The organism is Dolichospermum sp. UHCC 0260 (genome assembly GCF_009711985.1).
GTDB lineage: Bacteria > Cyanobacteriota > Cyanobacteriia > Cyanobacteriales > Nostocaceae > Dolichospermum > Dolichospermum lemmermannii.
In genome coordinates this window covers 26136-46547 of record NZ_VIKZ01000052.1, presented here as the reverse complement: position 1 = coordinate 46547, position 20412 = coordinate 26136, and the positions used below count along the sequence as shown (strand labels likewise).

At 37.5% G+C, this 20412-nt stretch carries 19 protein-coding genes and 3 pseudogenes; 11 read left to right on the top strand and 11 right to left on the bottom strand.

The window, feature by feature from the left end; genetic code table 11:
• Positions 1-692: 692 nt before the first annotated feature.
• Positions 693-911 (bottom strand): hypothetical protein, encoded by a 219-nt coding sequence (locus FJR08_RS18145; RefSeq protein ID WP_015079582.1) that lies wholly within the window; start codon positions 909-911, stop codon positions 693-695.
• Positions 912-1147: 236 nt separating this feature from the next.
• Positions 1148-1987: a diaminopimelate epimerase gene (gene dapF / locus FJR08_RS18140; RefSeq protein ID WP_015079581.1), complete on the bottom strand. Its 840-nt coding sequence runs from the start codon at positions 1985-1987 to the stop codon at positions 1148-1150.
• 47 nt (positions 1988-2034) lie between these two features.
• Between dapF and FJR08_RS18135 the strand changes: the two genes are divergently transcribed.
• The 3 genes from FJR08_RS18135 (at position 2035) to FJR08_RS18125 (ending at position 2986) form a co-directional block, all read left to right on the top strand.
• Positions 2035-2262, top strand: a complete 228-nt coding sequence (locus FJR08_RS18135; RefSeq protein ID WP_168634089.1) for a hypothetical protein — start codon at positions 2035-2037, stop codon at positions 2260-2262.
• Complete coding sequence (locus FJR08_RS18130) at positions 2243-2467, top strand: RNA chaperone Hfq (protein ID WP_168634112.1); 225 nt, start codon at positions 2243-2245, stop codon at positions 2465-2467. Before FJR08_RS18135 ends, FJR08_RS18130 begins: the two co-directional genes overlap by 20 nt.
• A 291-nt stretch (positions 2468-2758) precedes the next feature.
• The gene (locus FJR08_RS18125; RefSeq protein WP_168634111.1) at positions 2759-2986 is read left to right on the top strand and encodes a hypothetical protein; all 228 of its coding nucleotides are present in this window, start codon (positions 2759-2761) and stop codon (positions 2984-2986) included.
• A 121-nt stretch (positions 2987-3107) separates the two neighbouring features.
• On the opposite strand, the gene FJR08_RS18120 is transcribed toward FJR08_RS18125, so the two are convergent.
• The 6 genes from FJR08_RS18120 to FJR08_RS18095 form a co-directional block, all read right to left on the bottom strand.
• On the bottom strand, positions 3108-5135 hold the full coding sequence (locus tag FJR08_RS18120; protein WP_168634110.1) for a cation:proton antiporter: 2028 nt from the start codon (positions 5133-5135) through the stop codon (positions 3108-3110).
• Between the two features lie 239 nt (positions 5136-5374).
• Positions 5375-6652: a phosphoribosylamine--glycine ligase gene (gene purD / locus FJR08_RS18115; RefSeq protein ID WP_168634109.1), complete on the bottom strand. Its 1278-nt coding sequence runs from the start codon at positions 6650-6652 to the stop codon at positions 5375-5377.
• 48 nt (positions 6653-6700) lie between these two features.
• Entirely contained in the window at positions 6701-7855 is a 1155-nt protein-coding gene (locus tag FJR08_RS18110) for an iron-containing alcohol dehydrogenase (RefSeq protein ID WP_168634108.1), read from the bottom strand.
• Positions 7856-8175: 320 nt separating this feature from the next.
• Positions 8176-9258, bottom strand: a complete 1083-nt coding sequence (locus FJR08_RS18105; protein WP_015079573.1) for an AI-2E family transporter — start codon at positions 9256-9258, stop codon at positions 8176-8178.
• Positions 9259-9331: 73 nt separating this feature from the next.
• Positions 9332-9760 (bottom strand): NUDIX hydrolase, encoded by a 429-nt coding sequence (locus FJR08_RS18100; RefSeq protein WP_168634107.1) that lies wholly within the window; start codon positions 9758-9760, stop codon positions 9332-9334.
• Positions 9761-9763: 3 nt separating this feature from the next.
• A complete protein-coding gene (locus FJR08_RS18095; protein ID WP_015079571.1) occupies positions 9764-10153 on the bottom strand; it encodes a hypothetical protein in 390 nt (129 codons plus the stop codon).
• A gap of 551 nt (positions 10154-10704) precedes the next feature.
• Between FJR08_RS18095 and tmk the strand changes: the two genes are divergently transcribed.
• The 3 genes from tmk (at position 10705) to FJR08_RS18080 (ending at position 13748) form a co-directional block, all read left to right on the top strand.
• The gene (gene tmk, locus FJR08_RS18090) at positions 10705-11331 is read left to right on the top strand and encodes a dTMP kinase (protein ID WP_168634106.1); all 627 of its coding nucleotides are present in this window, start codon (positions 10705-10707) and stop codon (positions 11329-11331) included.
• 3 nt (positions 11332-11334) lie between these two features.
• Positions 11335-12285: a DNA polymerase III subunit delta' gene (locus FJR08_RS18085; RefSeq protein WP_015079568.1), complete on the top strand. Its 951-nt coding sequence runs from the start codon at positions 11335-11337 to the stop codon at positions 12283-12285.
• Positions 12286-12860: 575 nt separating this feature from the next.
• Complete coding sequence (locus tag FJR08_RS18080) at positions 12861-13748, top strand: hypothetical protein (RefSeq protein ID WP_015079567.1); 888 nt, start codon at positions 12861-12863, stop codon at positions 13746-13748.
• 76 nt (positions 13749-13824) lie between these two features.
• On the opposite strand, the gene FJR08_RS18075 is transcribed toward FJR08_RS18080, so the two are convergent.
• Positions 13825-14103 (bottom strand): TIGR02450 family Trp-rich protein, encoded by a 279-nt coding sequence (locus FJR08_RS18075; protein ID WP_015079566.1) that lies wholly within the window; start codon positions 14101-14103, stop codon positions 13825-13827.
• Positions 14104-14341: 238 nt separating this feature from the next.
• Between FJR08_RS18075 and FJR08_RS18070 the strand changes: the two are divergent.
• Positions 14342-14459: pseudogene (locus tag FJR08_RS18070) on the top strand (ferredoxin:protochlorophyllide reductase (ATP-dependent) iron-sulfur ATP-binding protein); the annotation flags it as partial.
• Between the two features lie 29 nt (positions 14460-14488).
• The gene (locus tag FJR08_RS18065; RefSeq protein ID WP_168634105.1) at positions 14489-15271 is read left to right on the top strand and encodes a DUF5331 domain-containing protein; all 783 of its coding nucleotides are present in this window, start codon (positions 14489-14491) and stop codon (positions 15269-15271) included.
• Between the two features lie 104 nt (positions 15272-15375).
• Here the strand turns inward: FJR08_RS18065 and tnpA are convergent.
• Positions 15376-15771 (bottom strand): annotated as a pseudogene (gene tnpA / locus FJR08_RS18060) (IS200/IS605 family transposase); the annotation flags it as partial.
• A gap of 708 nt (positions 15772-16479) precedes the next feature.
• On the opposite strand from tnpA, the gene FJR08_RS18055 reads away from it, so the two are divergent.
• From FJR08_RS18055 to FJR08_RS18045, 3 genes are all read left to right on the top strand, one after another.
• A complete protein-coding gene (locus FJR08_RS18055; protein ID WP_168634104.1) occupies positions 16480-17154 on the top strand; it encodes a pentapeptide repeat-containing protein in 675 nt (224 codons plus the stop codon).
• A gap of 357 nt (positions 17155-17511) precedes the next feature.
• On the top strand, positions 17512-18336 hold the full coding sequence (locus FJR08_RS18050) for an NAD-dependent epimerase/dehydratase family protein (protein ID WP_015079563.1): 825 nt from the start codon (positions 17512-17514) through the stop codon (positions 18334-18336).
• A gap of 21 nt (positions 18337-18357) precedes the next feature.
• Entirely contained in the window at positions 18358-19278 is a 921-nt protein-coding gene (locus FJR08_RS18045; protein ID WP_015079562.1) for an alpha/beta fold hydrolase, read from the top strand.
• Between the two features lie 154 nt (positions 19279-19432).
• Here the strand turns inward: FJR08_RS18045 and FJR08_RS18040 are convergent.
• Positions 19433-20325 (bottom strand): annotated as a pseudogene (locus FJR08_RS18040) (bestrophin family protein).
• Positions 20326-20412: the final 87 nt, after the last annotated feature.

Below are 20412 nucleotides of genomic sequence, written 5' to 3'. Positions count from 1 at the left end.
AAACTCCCCTAGCTGGCTAACTTCCACTGGGGGTTTTTTCTTTTCCCCCCGGTGTCAAAAACATCTGAGTACTTGAATCCCGAACTCAAAACAAATTTGTTAAAAATAAATTTATCCGGAGGATCGTTATGCACTTGAGAACATTTAATTGGTAGATGCACCCTGATAACTAAACTCCCCTAGCTGGCTAACTTCCACTGGGGGTTTTTTCTCAAAAACGGAATCTCAACCTACCCTATCATCAAAACCAGCCTCTGGCAATATCCTTGCTCAACAAGTTTTTGGTTACTTTGTCCAGTTGCACCCACAGACTGCAATATTAACTTGCACAATAGCGAACTTTACTGTTGATCGTGCAGTTTCACTACAAGATATAGCTCGTGATTGCCTGAATACTAACCTTTGGGATGAGCTAATCTGACAAATTTCTCTGAATCACTTTCATTCTATTGTGATCCTTTGCTCTAACTCTAGAATGATCACTGTGATAGATAATAAGACGCTTAATTATTTCTTTATAACTACTGGAGTTAACAGATATTTTTGAGTCTGTTCCCATTCTATCACGAATCCTCAATTAAATTTAGATTTTTTGGTAAATTTTAGTTAACCTATTGGATAGGTAATAGGTAAAAATTTGACAAATTACCCATTACCAGCTTAAATTTTAGATAACTAACAACTTGCGTTATTTAGTCAATTGTAATTTGTTGCGGTCCATTGGCTTTGCCATTTTCTGCCTCTGTACTGAGGTTGCTGGAACTATTTCCACAACATTTTTTATTTAGCCAACTTTTGACGGGATCTTCATTGAGATTAAGTCGGAGAACACCGGAAACAAACCCACCTAAAAATGAAACTGGATGTTGGGCAAGTTCTTGAAATAGGGGCGATAATTCACTAATAAACATTAGACTCTCCAAGTATTGGTCTTAAAAATTATTAATTCTTCATCAATCTTAACAGATACTGGCTAATATTTGGTCAAATGATCACTGACATCATTAATCTTGATTTTCTATCAGTATTTAACTAAAATAAGGTATTTAAAAAACATTGACACCTGAAAACTTTTTGGATTTTTAGGTGTCAATTCCGGGGTTTTCAGCCTATTTTCTTATAACTTAGAACTCAAAACAGGCTGAATTTAATATTTGCCTGTAAATACTCGTTCTGCGGGGCCTGTCATGTAAATCCGGTTATCAAGTTCTGACCATTCGATTTCTAGGGGGCCACCGGGTAATTCAATAGTAGCAATGCGATCGCATAAATCATTCAATACTCCCGCTACCAAGGACGCACAAGCACCCGTTCCACAAGCTAGAGTAATTCCAGCGCCTCGTTCCCAAACTCGCATTTTCAAGTAGTTACGATTGACTATTTCAATAAATTCGGTATTGGTTTTTTTAGGAAACACGGGATGATTTTCAAATTTAGGTCCAATGCTTTTTAAGTCAATAGCCGCAACATCTTCGACAAAGGTGATGCAGTGGGGATTTCCCATGCTGACACAGGTAACATCCCAAGTTTTGTCGGCTAGTTCTAAGGGTTGATTAATGACTTGAAACTCTGTAGGTGATAAAGTTGTGGGAATTTCCCCTGCTAATAATCGGGGTTCACCCATGTCTACTTTAACTTGACCCTCATCTGTGAGTTGGGGTGAAATCACACCTGCTAAGGTATGAATATGATATTTATCCTTGGTGCGAGAAATGCCTTCTAATTCCGTCAGAAATACCGCTAAACAGCGAATTCCATTGCCACACATTTCTGGTTCTGAACCATCGGAGTTAAAAATCCGCATGGTGTAATCAGTGCCATTTTGTCCAGGAAGTGCGAAAATAACACCATCTGCTCCGATACCAAAATGGCGATCGCACCACTGTATCGCTTTCTCTGGTGTCAATACTGGTGTCAACGAGGAACGGTTATCAATGAGGATAAAATCATTACCGAGTCCGTGATACTTAGTAAATTCGATTGCCATTTTGCTCTAAATGAATTATTAAAGATTCATTCATACTATTAAAAAATTTGTCAGTTGTCAGTGGTCAGTTGTCAGTAGGGGCGAAGCATTTGGAAGATAAATTATCGGTCATTGCCAAAAATAGTTCTCCAAATGCTTCGCCCGTACAGTCGTCAGTTGTCAATCACCAATCACCAATTACCAATCACCAATTACCAATTACCAATCACCAATTACCAATCACCAATCACCAATCACCAATTACCAGTATAATATATGCCAACCAATCAATTTGATACTTCCCTACCTAGCACTCGTCAAGTCCAGAAGTGTATTAAAGAAAAATTAATGGTCGAATTTAGATTAATGACTGGTGATTTGATTACAGGTCGAATATTTTGGCAAGATCACAATTGTATCTGTATTTTTGATGGCAATAATGAGCAGATTATGGTTTGGAAACAGGCGATCGCCTACATGAAAGCATTAGGTAATATGTAGGTTAAAGAGAATTAGTCTAGCCAAATGCTAACTCGGAAGTTACGCCTGTATAAATTAGATGTCTAGATGTTTTGAGAAGTTGGGTCTTTAGCTAAACTTAACTCCTTTCTTTTTGCTCCCGTCCTGACTTCTCATCTATGGCTTACGCTACGTTACGCTATCAGTAAAACCTAGATAAAACCGTGTTACTTATCGTTGCTTATCGTATTGACTTTCTATTATTAGTTTTTCTACTATTTAAATTAACGGTGGAATTTAGCGAGACTAATCAACGTTAAGGATATTTCTAGAATGTCTAAAATACTAATCACAGATATACCTTTATTCACAGATATACCTATTAAACAACAAGAAATTATAGTAGGTGGTGCGACTACAGATAACGCTACAGACTCTTTCACTTCTGTTCCTTTAAATCCCATACTAGAGGGTGTTTTTAACGGGTTAGGATTAAATCCTGGTGACTTGACAAACTACTTAAATAGTTGGGGATTAAACATAAATTTCCCAATTATATGATGATTGTAACCCATTAAAAAATATCGGCTTTATAGCTGAATATGAATATGTGGTATTTTAAAACATTACCACATATTTTTTGTAATTATTTCTGATATTATAACTGAATACACTTGAGTATTCATTTTTCTATTTCGTCAGAAATATTAATTTTACCTTCAGCAAACTCCACTAAAGCAGTGAGTTCTTCGGCCGATCCTACCACTAACAAGCGATCGCCTAAAAGAAGTATAGTTTGATTATGAGGATAATCAATTTCTTCCCCATCAGCGCGACGAATAGCCATTAAACTCACCCCAGTTAAATAACGCATATTCACCTCTTCCAAACTCATGCCAATTAAAGGTGAATCTGCTGGTAAATCATACCAACGACGATTTAAATCACGGGTAACTTTTTGTAAATATTTAGAAACTTCAGCAGCGGAACTTTCAGGACGTAAATCCAAATAATGATCTTGGCGAATTTGTTGCATTTTCTGTTGTACCATCTCTGGTAATAAACCCACCCCAATTAATAGATGAGTTGCCATTTCTAAACTAGCTTCAAATTCTGGCTGTACTACTTCCTTTGCACCTAATTGATAAAGTAGTTCAATATTTTTATCTTGGGTAGCACGGACAACTGTATCTAATTCTGGACATACTTCCAAAGACCGTTTTAAACACAAACGAATACTGGCAGGATCAGGGAGAGCGATCGCCATACCTTGAGCATGACTGACACCGGCGGTTTCTAATACATGAAGACTCACCGCATTACCATAAACATAAGGTATTCCGGCATCCCGTAATTGCTGAATTCGACTTTCTGATTGATCAATAACTACTACAGGTAATTGATATTGCTGTAACAGCTTCACCAAATTTTTACCAAGCCGTCCATAACCACAAACTACTATATGATTTTTCTGTGGTAGATCTTCCGAAAAATCATGAGCTTGATCATCTACCAAATATGGTTTCAGCCAAGGCATAGATTCAGCAAAATCGAATAAAAATGGGACTAACCGCAAGACAAAAGGAGTCAGCATTAAAGTCACTGCGGTAGTTCCTAAAATTAGTAAATATATGCGTCGGGAAACCAAACCCAAAGCTTGTCCTTCACTAGCTAAAACAAAAGAAAATTCCCCAATTTGCGCTAGTCCTAAACCGACAATTAAAGCTGTTTTTAAAGGGTAACGGAATAACTTGACTAAAGGGGTGATAATTAAAAACTTACCCACAAAAACTAAAGCCACTAATCCCAGAATTAACTCCAGATTTTGCCACAAAAATACTGGATCAATTAACATCCCAATGGCAACAAAAAATAAACTAGCAAATATATCCCGTAAAGGTTCAACAATCGTCAAAGTTTCATCAGCATATTCCACCTCAGAAATCATCAAACCGGCGACAAATGCCCCCATTTCAATGGATAGTCCTAAATATTCTGTGAGCAGAGCAATTCCTAAACAGATAGTGACGACACCTAATAAAAATAACTCCTTGCTTTCAGTGCTGGCTAATAATCTGAGTAAAGGGGGAATTAACCAAATCCCAGCCACAACTGCACCCGCTGCAAATAAACCAATTTTCACCAATGCCATCACCACAGCCACCCCAATGGCTTCTCCTGGTTGATGAAGGGCTGGTAATACAGCTAACATGAACCCCAGAGCCAAATCCTGAACTACTAAAATCCCCAGCATTACCTGTCCGTGAGGTGTTTCGGTTTCATTGCGTTCCATGAGGCATTTGAGAACCACAGCAGTGGAAGACAAAGACAAAATCGAACCCAAAAATACACCTTTAGCCGGTAGAGTTCCCCAAGCACCAGTGACACCACAGACCAAAACAGTGATGAGAATAGTGAGGATAATTTGTAAAGTACCACCACCGAGAGCGATCGCCTTAACTTTTTTGAGTTCCGTTAAAGAGAACTCCACACCCAAAGCAAACAACAAAAACGCGACTCCAAACTGAGCCAAGGTTTCCACCTGGACAAGTTCTTTAATCAGCCTTAGTCCAGAGGGACCAACAACCATACCACCGATGATATATCCCAGCAAAACAGGTTGTTTTAATAGTGCAGCTAAGAGTCCACCGCAAGCAGCAACAGCAAACACCAAAACCAAATCAACAATTAAGCGAAAATCTTCTTGCACTAATTTTAATTAAAAACTATAAAGAACCATATAGATACCAGCATACAAAGTTTTCTCAATTTGCGGGGAGGACTGGGATACAAGAAGAACAAAATTTGGACCGACCACCAAAAAGTGATCAAGTCCCCACAGCATCATAAATGTATTTCTTCCTTCTTCCTTCTTCCTTCTTCCTTCTTCCTTTGCGCCTTTGCTCCTTTGTGTCTTTGCGCGAAACAAATTATTTATCCAAAAATAAATCAGCCTAAAACCCGATAACCAATATCTCGGCGATAATACATCTGATCAAACTGAATATGTTCGATACCTGCATAAGCTTGAGCTAAAGCTTCCTGGAAATCCTCACCCAAACCCGTCACATTTAACACCCTACCGCCATCTGTAACAACTTCCTGGGCTGCATTTAATCTTGTCCCCGCATGGAACACCGTCGCCCCTGCTGTCTGGGCTGCTGCCAAGCCAGTAATTACCTTAGCCTTAGCATACTCTCCCGGATAACCACCAGCAGCAGCCACCACCGTAGCCGCAGCCCCTTGTTTCCAAGCAATCGGCGGCATATCTCCTAACCGCTGTTCTATACAAGCCAAGATTAAATCTTCCAAAGGAGTTTCTAGCATCGGTAAAATTACTTGTGTTTCGGGATCACCAAAACGACAGTTAAATTCTAAAACCCGAAAATCCCCATCTGGTGAAATCATTAACCCCGCATACAAAATGCCTCGGTAGTCAATGCCTCTGGACTGTAAAGCTGTGATCGTTCTTTCTAACACCTCTGTTTGTACCCGTGCCATTAACTCCGGTGTGGCGATTGGTGCAGGAGCATAAGCACCCATCCCACCAGTATTTTCTCCTGTATCACCTTCGCCGACGCGCTTATGATCTTGAGCAGGTAACAATGGGCGAATGGTTAAACCATCGGTTAGAGCTAAAACAGATACTTCCTGCCCTACTAAACATTCTTCAATGACAACGGAACTGCCAGCAGATCCAAATTGTCCTTGAAAAATTGCCTCAATTGCTTCTTCAGCCTGGGCAATAGTTTCGGCAACTGTAACCCCCTTTCCAGCAGCTAAACCATCGGCTTTAATAACAATGGGCGCACCCTGAGATTGAATGTAAGCTTTTGCCGGGGCTGCTTCCGTAAATACCGCAGCTTTCGCAGTAGGAACTCCGGCTTCCTCCATTAAAGCTTTAGCCCAAGCCTTGCTTGCTTCTATTTGCGCCCCTGCTTTATTTGGACCAAATACCATTAAGCCTTGATTTTGCAGATAATCAGTAATTCCCTGAGCTAAAGGCACTTCTGGACCGACAACTACTAAAGAAATCCCATGATTAATCGCATATTCGCTGATACCAGCAAAATCATCTACTGCTAAAGGCAAGTTTTCACAACCTGGCAAAGTTGCTGTACCACCGTTACCTGGTACGCAAACAAGCTTGTTTATTTTTTCAGATTGTAGCAATTTCCACGCTAGAGCGTGTTCCCGTCCCCCATTACCGATAACTAAAACTTTCACTTATTTCCTCATATCTAAGCCAGCAAAACGAGAATATCTCTGGAATTTCTAAGCACAAAGAGCTAAAATCTGCTCAACAACTTGCGGATTAACATCTTTATTTTCCCCCAAAGCTGTCATTCCATGCTTTTCTAAATTTTTGATCACGGCTGGAATAGTTTGTAATCCAATACCATAGTCAGATAGGTGAGTCCGAACACCAACTGATTCAAAGAAATCACGAGTTTTAGTAATTGCTGCATTTACCCGTTCTTCTTCTGAACCACCGCTAATTTCCCAGACTCTATCTGCATATTGTAGAAGTTTTTGCCATTTGCGATCGCGGCGAATTGTTAAAGTGCTAGGTAGTACAACCGCCAAAGTTTGAGCATGATCTAAACCATGCAACGCTGTCAACTCATGACCAATCATGTGAGTTGTCCAATCTTGGGGGACACCAGCAGCAATTAACCCATTTAATGCCATTGTTGCCGACCAAACTAAATTCGCCCTGGCATCATAATCTGTGGGATTTGCTAAGGTTTTTGGTCCTTCGCAAATCAGGGTTTTCAGAATTGATTCGGCCATGCGGTCTTGTAATGGTGCATTGACTGGATAGGTTAAATATTGCTCCATTACATGAGTAAAAGCATCAACAATACCATTGCTGATTTGCCGAGGAGGTAGGGAGAAAGTCGTTTCTGGGTCAAGAACTGAAAATTTAGGAAACACGAAGGGACTAGCGAAAAACAACTTTTCTTGAGTTTCCCACTTAGTCACAACTGAGTTTGTGTTCATTTCCGAACCAGTTGCGGGTAAAGTCAAAACCACCCCCATTGGTAAAGCCGCAGTTACGGGTGCGGCTTTTGCTAAAATATCCCAAGGGTCGCCCACAAAAGGAACAGCAGCAGCGATAAATTTAGTCCCGTCAGCAACTGAACCACCACCCACAGCTAAGAGAAAATCAATGCTTTCTTTGCGGATTAATTCGACCGCTTTCATCAAAGTTTCAAAATGGGGGTTGGGTTCAATTCCACCGAACTCAAATAAATTTCTGCCAGCTAATGCGGATTTTACTTGATCATAAACGCCATTGGCTTTAATACTACCACCGCCATAGGTAATAAGGATTTTCGCATTTGCGGGGATTTCTGAAGCAATGTTGGCGATTTGACCTTTGCCAAACAAGATTTTAACTGGGTTGTAAAAAACAAAATTTTCCATGATTAGTTACGCAAGAGAATTAGATTTCACCTTGAATATTGTAATCATTTTCTTGATTTTTGCGCCTGTACCTACGGAATATTATTTGAAAACAATCTGATTAAAGCGTTGGGGGGTGTGTCGCTGGCAATTTTTATCAATTCAAACAAATAAACTACCAACGATACAAACAAAATTAGGAAATAAAGGTGATGTTAACTCATCATTAGTAAATAAGGTTTTTACTAAAATTAAAGTTGCCTGACTCATACAGCCTCCTGTGGGGTGATGTGAATATTTTAGTTCTTTACTAGTTGAATTTGTGAAAATCTCAATGCTATTCAAGATTCTTGCAGATATTCACTATCAACAGCGGTTTTATTAAATTCACCATTCCGCCAACTATCAGCCATATCTTTCATAAAACTAGCGAGAGGAATAGCAACCAATACACCCAATACACCGCCTAATTTTGCGCCTATTAATAAAGAAATTACCACCCATACAGGATTTAAGCCGGTTAAATTTCCTAAAATGCGTGGGGCAATAATATTAGAATTAATTTGGTCAATAGCTACACCTATAGCCGCAACTTCTAATCCTAAGCCAAAATCTTTTAAAGCTATTAATAAACTGACAATACCAACCCCAATACCAGTCCCAAAAGGAAATAAAGAAAATAAACCAATTCCTATCCCGAAAAGGAGTGATAAAGGGACTCGTAAAAGGACAAATGCCAATGTTATAGACACGGCTAAAATAGCACCTAGTGTAGCTTGACCAATGAAATAATTATTAAAATCTTCTCGGAGTAATTCTCGAACTTTTTTAGCAATTTGGGACGGAAACCACAGATAAATTCCATCCCATAAAGCTTCACCATTCAATACTAGATAAATAGTCAGAACTATGGCTATTAGTAAGTTAAATAAATTTCCAATAGTATCAAAAGCAAAACCGAGAATTTTTCCAGTCAAAGATTGTAGTTGACTAGATATTTTTCCTAAAAATTCACTAGCTAATCCACTTAAATTTACTGGTAACTGCTGGGTAGCTGCCCAATTTTGCAAAGCTTCTATTTGCTGAGTTCCCGATTCAATCCAATAGGGAAGAAGATTAGCTAACTCATTCAGTTGTTCCAGAATAAGTGGTAAGAGAATAACACCTACAGCACCTAAAATAATAATAGATAATAGTAATACTACGACAACTGCTAAAATGCGAGGTACTCCACGTTTTTGGAGCAGTTTAATCGGATAATCTAGCACAAAAGCTAAGAGAATAGCGACAGAGATAACACTGACTAAAGGTTGAAAGTAGTTAATAAATTGAATTAATAGCCAACCATTCAGAAGAATAACAGGAAAGGCTAATCCTATATTTAACCATTTAGGTAGATTTGGTAGATTGTTTACTGGCTGCATGGAATTTATTAATAGTCTAATTTTTGCAAAATTTCTGGAGAACTTTAAAGGGCTTGTAAATCGAGTAATCGAACTATAGGTTTTTGATAAAATCCAGCATTATTTTCTGAGGTAAACTTGCTAAAGGTCTTACTTCTCCTGCTTTTACAGAATAACATTCACCTCTATAGATATCTTCTGCTGTTAACAAATCTAGATCCCAACCTTCAGAAAGAACAAGTTGATTTACTGTTATTAACAATGGTGCTTGAAATACATAACGAACAGCTTTTTCATCGCTATAAATTCCAAATTGAGTAAAGTCAGTTAACTCATAACCAATTTCTTCCATAACTTCTCGCTGAACTGCTATTTCTGGAGTTTCTCCAGGTTCGATATGTCCACCAAACAAAGCCCAACAACCAGGAGCGATAATATTAGGAATATTATCCCGCAATTGCATCAGGAATTTATTTTCTCGATAGAGAATGGTAACGGCTACATGAACTAATTGATTATTCATAAATTATTTTTCCTCTAAATAAATTTCTCCGTATTCTTTGCCAGCTAAAGGGACACTTTTGTACTGTACATTACCCTTCAATACTACCTGTTCTCCAACTTGAAAATTGCCTTGATTAGTGATAATCCAGATTTTTCCAGTTGAGTCGTTGATTTGATATGCTTTTTTCTGAATTAAAGGAGCGATCTTTTCTATTTTACCTTGAATGTAAACTGTAGTGTCCTGATTTTGTTTGGTAACTTTTTGAATCTGTGTTACATTCACACCAATATTTAAATTTTCAAGATTGATCCTAGAATTGCCTTCTTTACCACAGGCATAAAGTCCTGTTAATAGGGAAAAAGATAATCCCAGGTGAAGTAATCCCCTGGTAGAAATTTTTGTTTGTTGCATTATTGGCAATTTTATATTTTATCTCCAGTTTATATAAGTGGCTTGCTATTTATTATTTATCATAATACTGTTTTGTCCAAAAAAGATAGTGATTTTGTGAAAATAATGAAGACATGAATAAATTTTCATTGGTATCTCCAGTTATAGGCATTATTGTATTTTTTATTTTCAGGTAAGTTCTTTTTGGATTTGATGACTTTTTATGTAATTAACTAAGTTCGTAATTTAGTCAAATCTATTGGGGGGTTGATTATGCTTAAAAAACTATAGGTTTCCACTTGGAAGGGGGTTAAATATTTGTTATTGCCAGATTCAGGAGTTGACAATAAACTCTTTATAGTCATGGTAAATTAATATAGGTAAATACTATAGCGGTATGCAGTTAAATGAAATTCTAATTTCAATCATAGAAGCTTAGACTGAAAGTAATTTAGTTCTGACTACTAACCGCTGAAAGCTGCTATATGCCTTTACAGTCGTTCGGGAATTAGGTATGGTTTGAGACGTGAGAAAATGAGTTCATAAAATCGGTAGTAGCAAAATTTGACAATATGAGTGGTAAATTAATTGTATTTGAAGGGGTAGAAGGTTGTGGTAAAACTACTCAGATGCAACTGTGTTCTCAGTGGCTAGAAAGTTTAAATATATCTGTGGTGCTGACTCGTGAACCGGGGGGAACAGAGTTAGGAAAGGATTTACGGATGTTATTATTGGAAAAGTCACTTAATAAGCCCGTGGGGGAAGTGACGGAACTGTTATTGTATGCTGCGGATAGGGCGCAACACATTGAAGAGGAATTAAAACCTAATTTAGCCATAGGGAAGTATATTTTGTGTGATCGCTATACTGATTCTACTATTGCCTATCAAGGTTATGGCAGGGGTTTAAGTATGAGTATAATTAATCAACTTAATCAAATTGCTACTGGTGGTTTAGCTAGTGATTTAACTATTTGGTTAGATGTAGATGTGGAGATAGGGCTGTCTCGCAAACGTGGACAAGCTAAATTAGACAGGATTGAACAAGAAACAATTGCGTTTCATCGGCGGGTACAGCGGGGATATACGGAGTTAGCTGTATCTTATCCGTCTCGGATTGTACGGGTAGATGGGAATAATAGTCAAGAAAATGTGCAACAAAGTATACAGGAAATTTTACATAATCGCCTGTTTTCATAATTTATGTTCTCACCATTAGTCGGACAACAGCAAGCAGTAGAATTACTAACTCAGTCTGTTAAACAAAATCGAGTTGCACCTGCTTATATGTTTGTAGGTGCAGATGGTGTAGGTAGAAGTTTAGCAGCCCGGTGTTTTATTGAATTACTTTTTTCCAGTTCTGTAGCACCTGATCAAATTCCCCTTTTACAAAATCGGATTCGTCAAAGAAATCATCCGGCTTTATTGTGGGTAGAACCAACTTATCAATTTCAAGGACAAAGACTTACACCAGCAGAAGCAGCAGAAAAGGGCGTTAAACGCAAAGCCCCACCAGTGATTCGTTTGGAACAAATTCGAGAAATTACGCAATTTCTTTCTCGGCCACCCTTGGCAGCAGAGAGAAATATCATAGTCCTAGAACAAGCGGAAACAATGGCGGAATCTGCGGCTAATGCGTTGTTAAAAACTTTGGAAGAACCGGGAAAAGCGACATTAATTTTAATTGCCCCTTCACCAGAATCTGTGTTACCAACTTTAGTATCCCGTTGTCAAAAGATTCCTTTTTATCGGTTGGATATTGCTGTGATGAGTCAGGTATTGACGCAAACAGGAAATGCCGAAATTTTGCAACATCCAGAGGTTTTAAATATAGCCGCAGGTAGTCCAGGAAATGCGATTTTATCTTATCAACAATTACAAAAAATTCCTAGCGAGTTCATCGCCCAGGTGAAAAAAACCCCGACTTCTTACCGTCATGCTTTAGAATTAGCCAAGAAAATTGATAAAGAATTAGATACTGAAGCTCAATTATGGTTAATTGATTATCTGCAACAATACTATTGGCAACAAATACATGAACCAAAAATTATTCAACAGTTAGAAAAAACTCGGAAACATTTACTTTGTTATGCCCAACCTCGCTTGGTTTGGGAATGTGCGTTTTTAGCTTTATTTCAGATATCGCAAATATAGTTAATTTCTGTAGTTAATTTCTGTTGACAATTTCCTTCCTGGGAATATTCATAACCCCTTTGAAACTAGCAACTTCACCTGCAATACTTTTGTTGACTTCTAATGAGGTACAAACTTGAATTATGAAACTCTTGTAGTGCGGGCATCTTGCCCGCGTGAGCGAGACGCTCACACTACAGTCCATCATTTTTATCTTGAGAGGTTGTTTGAAAAGTATTAGATGAAACCAACAATCTCCGAAACCTAACCCCCCTTCCCCCCTTCCCTACAAGGGAATGGGGGTTTCAAAGCCTCTCCCCGCGTCGGGGAGAGGTTTGGAGAGGGGTTTATTGATACATTAAAAACTTTTCAAACATCCTCTGACAGACTACTAGTCAATGTCCTGGAAAAGTGCTGACACATTATCTTTTTTAAGTATTAATACGCTAGTAAAAATTCTGAATATATGAAATTTATGGTTACGATATTTTTTTAAGTATTTTTAATGTTTTATTAACAATTATTGTTACAGAATTGATAGTGTTTTCATGTAGAATCATCTTTGACGGAAAATTTAACGTACCAAGTGATTAATCATGAGAAATTGGCAGCATAAATTATTTTTGGGCTTACTTTGTTGTGCATTTTTAGTTTTTGGATGGCAAACTAGGGTATTAGCTGAAGGAATGACTAGCTATAGTACACCCGTAGCAAAAACCCAATTATCACAATTGGAAGTAACCCAAAATGTCTATGATTATCTATTGCAGTATCAACCAGAAACTTATAATATTCTGACAAAAAAATTGGCAGAAAGTATTGAAGATGCTAAACAACCATTAGCAGATGAAGTAGTGAATAATCTTTTGGCTTTATCTCCAAATAATCCACAGGTTAAATGGAGAGAAAATAATGGCAAAATAGAATATTTGATGTCAACTTGGAAATATACAAGTAGCCCAAGTTCAGATTGGCCAATAGGTACAAAAAAACTGCTACCTTATCAAACTTGGTTTACAGCAGTTCCACAAGTGAAAGAATTTTGTCAGAAATATCAAGCTATTGATAGCAATATTCCTGATAATGTTGAACTTTCATTGCGGTTACAACAGTATTTGGGATTAATCTTAAATAAATATTCTACGAAAACCCATTTTGTCGAAATGTGGGTAAAAGCAGAAGATCTAACTAGACCATGTATTGATGCAGAAATTAACGATGCTAGTTGTAATCTTTTACCTTTACCTGTTCCTGATAGTAGTCCTGTAGTCAAGGCAATATATACCAATTCCTACACCAATGCTAAAAAGGAATATTATCCTTGGTCTGGTTTAGGTTATACTTATGACTGGGGAAATTCTCAAAAACCTCATCAAGGACCCAGTGAGTTTATTATTAACCCCACTCCAGAGAAACCTGTAGAGGTGGAAGTTGCTTCTGTGACACCTACGCAAGAATACTGTCGGAATCAGATTTTACAATAAAATATCTAGTCGGAAGGGATGATCAAAATTTTCCTATATTTTGATCATCCCTTGTTTTTTTATCAATTAGGGTTAGCTAACAATTGTTAGCTTTTGTTAGCTTTTTTGGATCGGATTCAATAGAATTAATTTCTTGCAAAGTTTGCCACCCAGCATACCACTGGGAATTATCTTGCAATAATTTAGCATTTAACCAAAAGCGCACTTGAGGATCACAAGCTGCTACCATTTCTGCATATACCCATTTACCCTGATTTTTACGGTTAACAACCTGAAAATGTCGCCAGCCATCAACTTTTTGTTGTGCAGTCCATTTAGAACCCAGTAGGTAAGGAAATTTTTGTTTTTTAGTCATTTGTCAATTGTTAGTTGTCGGTTGTCGGTTGTGAAGAACTTTCTTTTTTCACCCCTTACCCGTTACCTATTACGCATCATTTATTAAGTTTTATATCAGGTATTTTCTAATTTAATAAATTCGACTGTTGGGTTAGGTAGTGTAAGTCGGGCTTTGCCTGCAATTGCTGTTTGAGCCTAGAATCCCCAAGCCTTTAGGCTGGGGAGTATGTCAATAATTCAGCAGTGATGATGACTATGAGAATGTTGTTCCCTCCGATACTTCAGATCGTGAACTTTTTTCTTTATTGTCAGATTTTTATTTCAGTAAAAGTTCAACCCAGAAATGCTGAAGAGGAATTAGACTTGATGATTGTATCAAACATTTTACCTCTCAGGATGGGTTTATGGCTTTCTTTGATAGTTTTACCGATTCGATCAAACAAAAGTGGCTGCAATTCTTTCAAGCCAATCGTGAATGGATTACGCTTCAGATGACTGTTGAATCAGTTTATACCCCTGATGGCGGCAAGCGACCTTCTTCTTACCTTATCCTGGGAGTTATTAATGCTCTAGAACCGAAATTGGCCCAGCTAATGCTTCCCTTTGCCAAACTGAATCCAGATGCGGATACTTTAATTGAAGTTCTGAATTTACATTTTGACCCCGATATTGCCCTTGGTAATCGTCTCAGTCCTACAGTAGAACCACAGATGTACTCCCGTCAGCAGGCTGTGGTCATGGTGGATGGCCCTGAACCAGAAGCGGAATCTTTCTCAATCCCTGAGATGAGTCTGAATGAGTTGCGAAACGAAACACAAGCGACTTGGGCTGTAGAACAAGATGATGATGGCTTTGGTGATATTTCCTTATCTGATAAAGATATTGCCCATGACTCAGAAGCAATGGGTAATTTCGGTCATGTTTCCTTTACTTCCATGTCTTTAACTGATGAAAGCAATGATCAGAGCCTTAATAGCCTCACTTCAGTTGGTGAAAATCCCTTTGGGGAAATACCTGATCATGCTTTGACTGGGCTGAATACATCTGCAGAAAATGGATTTGATGATGTAGTTTCGGACATCTGGGGTGATGAAACTTCGTTTCAGAATTGTGACGACAATTTGGAAGAACTGCCATCTGAGGTTTTTAATGAATCAGAAATGGCTCGTCTCTTCCCCAACAATTAATTGTTGAACTTCTCGCGGCAGTCCCTACCCTCAATGTACCCATAGGGTAGGGGTTAGAGCGGGAAATTGAGTGCGAAGCGAAAATAACCATCTTTCTATTCTATTTACTTCGTTGGTGCGTCTTGTTCCTTGATATATTGCTTTAGTTTTTCAATTGGCGCACCACCACTTGATGCCACATAATACGAGCTAGACCAGAAGACAGGTTTCCAATAAAATTTATCAATATGTTCTTTAAATTCTTTACGAATAATCCTGCTACTGGCAGATTTTAAACTAGATGTAAAATCAGAGATATTATTGTCCGGGTGGTAGTCTACCAATAAATCGACATGATCTTGTTCACCGGAAAACTCTACTAATATACAGTTAGTTTTAATGCAAATATTTGCGAAAATCTCGTGCATTCTGTCCAGTATTGGAGCATTAATTATTTTCTTTCGGTATTTAGTCACAAATACAAAGTGTAGGTGAATGGAGAATACAGCGTGTGAACCTTTGAACTATTCTCAATTAGATTCTCAATTAGTCACCTAACCCACCTGGGAATGAATTCCCAGTCTAATAACTAAAGTTCGTTAAAACGGACTGAAATATTCTCTGAGTCGTCTTCAGACGAGTTTTGTTATTAGCCTTATAATTCATTCTAAGGCGGTTGTAAGGAATAATCCAAAATGTAATCTAAATTTATTTTTAATATATCGAATGCCCCTTTTTAAAACTCTCTCAAAATATCGCAAATAAATATTAGTAATCTGGCAATAAACTCAATTTATCTCTTTTATGAAAGTTGCCACATAAGCTCATAGAAAATACATTATTTGATCAAGTTGACAAAAGAAACTCAACAATCAATTATATGATACTGTTGGGTTTCGCTTTTGAATGATACTGTTTTTTTCGGGCTACGCATCTTTGAAAAATATCTTTTTCTTGACTGAGCTTTAAACTGGCGAAACTTGAGTTTCTTATCTGTTCCCTGTTCCCTATTCCCTGTTCCCTTTTTTGTAATGTAAATTTTGGAAAATTTAGATGTGTTCCTTGATGCTGAAAAAATAGCAAGTAAACCAGTTAAATTAGTCAAGATGCTAGTGGCTGTAAAAGCAGTCAAACTCCTATTCAACGTAAGTTCATTGAATAAGAAAGTTGTAGAATGAACAAATAACTCATCATTTGTTCAATTATTAATTAATATTCATCAATACACTATGACGAGCAGCGAACTGGAGCGGTACTACAGAATTTTAGAATTAGAGTTAGGGGCCACACTTGAAGAAATCAACCAGGCTTATAAAGATTTAGTCTTTGTTTGGCACCCGGACCGCCTCCCCAAAGACAACCTGCGCTTACAAAACAAGGCACATGAGAAGCTGAAATTATTTAATGAAGCTCGTGATAAATTGCGCTCTTTCCGGAATAAACAGCCCACTCCCCCTTATTCTCCACCACCTCAAGCCGATAAACCATCATCTACATACTCTTACTCACCACAAAAAACCTATCAACAACCACAGGCAAATTCAGATTTAAGTGGTAAAGATTTTAGCCACGCTAATTTGAGTAATCGGGATTTATCAGGAAGAAACTTGAGTTATGCAAATTTAAGCGGTTCTAATCTCAGTGATACTTTTATGCACAAGGTGATTCTCAGAGGTGCGGATTTGTCAGAAGCCAATTTATTTAGAGCTAACTTACTGTTAGCAGATTTAAGAGATGCCAACTTACGCTCGGCTAATTTGATTGGTGCGGATCTTAGCGGTGCTGACTTGCGGGGTGCTGACTTGACAGGGGCGAGAATTCGTTCAGGCGATCGCCTGCTGGTAAAATTAATTGGTGCTAAATTAACTGGAGCAATCATGCCAGATGGTATAATTCATAACTAAAAACGACTTCAGAGGATAAAAAGTAAAAAAGTAAGTTAAAATTACTTACAAACTAAATCACCAGTGAGTAACAGTTCATAGCCACTGAAATTAATAATATAGCCATACTCCATAATATGTGAGAGAATCTATTTCCTGCTGCTTGAGTGCATCAGTCAAGTTTAAATAGAAAATAGGGCTGCTATATTCACCAAATTTAATTATCAATGTGGCTTCCTGCTCCCGTTATACATCTGAATAGGTAGGAAAATTTAAAGTTAGACTAATACTTATTAGCCAAAAGCTTCTGGATTCCTGTACTATTGATGATTGACTGGTAATTGTTAAAAATAAATTATTTTAGTTCTATTAATGATCATGAACATTGCAATTATTGGCTGTGGTTATGTCGGTTGTGCCGTTAGCAAATATTGGCAGTCAAATAGTAATTTTATGCTGACGGCAACTACCACTAATCCCCAAAGGATATCTACTTTAGAAGCAGTAGCACAAAGGGTTATTGTCACTTCAGGTAATGATCTAGAAAGCTTGAAAGCTGTATTAAAAAATCAAGAAGTTATCTTATTAAGTGTCGGCGCAAAAACCGCTGATTCTTATGAAGAAACTTATGTAAACACTGCCAAAAATCTAGTTTCTCTCCTCCCCCAATTTCCTAATATTCACCAAGTAATATATACAGGTAGTTATTCAATTTATGGAGATAGAAACGGTGTATGGGTAGACGAAGAAAGCCCACCAGCACCAGCTAATCGCAATTCTCAACTACTGCGAAAAACAGAAGATATATTATTAACAGCAAATAATGACAATACCCGCGTTTGTATTTTACGTTTAGGAGGTATTTATGGACCCGGTAGAGAACTGGTAAAACTATTTAGTAGAGCGTCAGGAACAACCCGTCCTGGTAATGGGGAAGATATCAGCAATTGGATTCATCTTGATGACATTGTTAGTACAATAGAATTTGCTCGTGAGCAGCGCTTACAAGGTATTTATAATCTTGTAGATGATAGTCATCTCACGAATAAAGAATTACTTAATAATGTGATGACAAAAAATAATTTACCTAATGTTATTTGGGATGCAGATAATAAAAATACCCGCCCATATAATGCCTGGGTGTCCAATCAAAAACTGAAAGATGCTGGATATCAATTCATTCATCCTCACATGATTTTTTAGTTACTATTAAAAATTGCCATCATGTCATCATCTACAATCAGCAACTCCACAGCATCTCCAACCCAGTATTATAGTTGGCAAAACTACCGCTGTGCTTATGAAATTCATCAACCTCTCAATTCTACTGCTTCAGGTATTCCGTTACTTTTAATTCATCCTATCGGAGTAGGATTATCACGGCAATTTTGGCAGCGATTTTGCCGAGAATGGTATGATAAAAAGCACCAAAATCTTATTTATAATCCCGACTTATTGGGATGTGGTGAAAGTGATATGCCAGCTTTAGCGCATACACCAATTAACTGGGCAAAACAGTTAGAACACTTCTTGCAAACTGTGGTTAAACAACCCGTTATTATCGTAGTCCAAGGAGCTTTATTACCCGTTGCCATTGAATTAGTGAAACTGGAAAAAGACTTAATTGCTGGGTTAGTATTATCTGATCCTACATCTCGTCCAGTTATTACTAAAAATGCCCCCAAATGGCAACAGAACTTACTTTGGAGCATTTTTACATCTCCCATAGGTAATGCTTTTTTCCGCTATGCCCGTACCCGCAAATTTTTATATTCTTTCTCTGTTGAAAAATTGTTTGCTGTTAGTGAAAACGTTGATGATGAATGGCTAAATACTCTCATAGCAGATGCTAAAAATATGCGAGGGCGTTATGCTGTATTTGCTTTTTTAGCGAGATTTTGGCAAAGAGATTACAGTAGTGATATTGCCTCAATTTCGCACCGGACATTATTGGTTGTGGGAGAACAAGCTCGCGGTATTAGTAAAGAAAGTAAACCAGAAGCTCCCGACGAACGATTAGCATATTATCTGAATTGCTTACCTCAAAGTCAGGGAGTAAAAATCATTGGCAAAAATGTCATGCCCTATGAATATACTCAGGCATTTGTTGAGGCAGTATCTCCATTTATAGCTGATATTTCCTGATAATCTAAGATGAGATTTTTAACTTACCTTTGGGGGTTAAAGTCCCCTGCTTCTACAAGCAGCGGGTTTTGCGTCGGGGTAAAATCCCCGTTGCAAAACGTAATTCTAAATTCTAAATTCTGCATTCTTTTAATTGCCACTGCTATTTGAAATTTCATGATTTATGCACAGTAGGAGTTAAGCTGATTAAATCATCAATATTCCGTTTCATTGTTATGCAAATTGCGTCTAAAGGTAAGTCATTTTCATCATAACCAAAGGGATTTTCTATTTCTAAACCAATGGCTTCAATACCTAATAACGTAAAGCTAACCAAAGCAGAAATTAACCCAGTCCACCAGCCAAGACTCTGAACTATTTGAAATGGCAAGAGGAAGCAATACAGTAATAATAATTGTTTAAGGTGAATAGCATAAGCTAGAGGCATTGGTGTTCTTAAAATTCGTTCACAAGAACCTAAATTATCTACCAAGATATTTAATAATTCCTGTAGAGATGTCAATTGATAACTATTAATGCAATGACGATTGTATTGCTGTTGTAAATAATCGCTAATCCAAAAAGCTACTTCTAAAGGAGGATTATTCATAATCTTTAATTTTATATAGTAAGAGTCTGGCATTAATTCTTCTAAATCATTATTGATAGGCTCACCTCGTAAATGTAGTTTTGTCGCTACGCCAAAAGCCACAAGTAAGTTTAAGGCATCAATTTTATTATTTTTATCCTCTGGTTCTTTTTCATCAATAGATACCCATATTTGTCTGGCTAAATTACGGGTAGTATTGACTATTGCCCCCAGCATTTTCTCCCTTCCCAAAAGCGATCATAAGCTGTATTCGTGCGAAATACTAATAATAAACCTAAAACAATACTGGGAATAACAGTCCCTAAAATTGGCTGAGAAACGGGAATTTGAAGATGATAAAGTAGAGAAATTAAAACTCCAAAAGCACCACATAACAGCACCCGTTTGTAGATAGCAGCAATGACTGAACCTTTAATTTGTAGAGCGGTTTCAAACCATTGCGGTTTTTTCTGTACCATAAAACTCTCTGATATATTCAATATGAAATCCAAGTAGGTGGGCGGAGGAAAATCAAAATATATTTCGTTTTGGGGAATGGCTAAAAC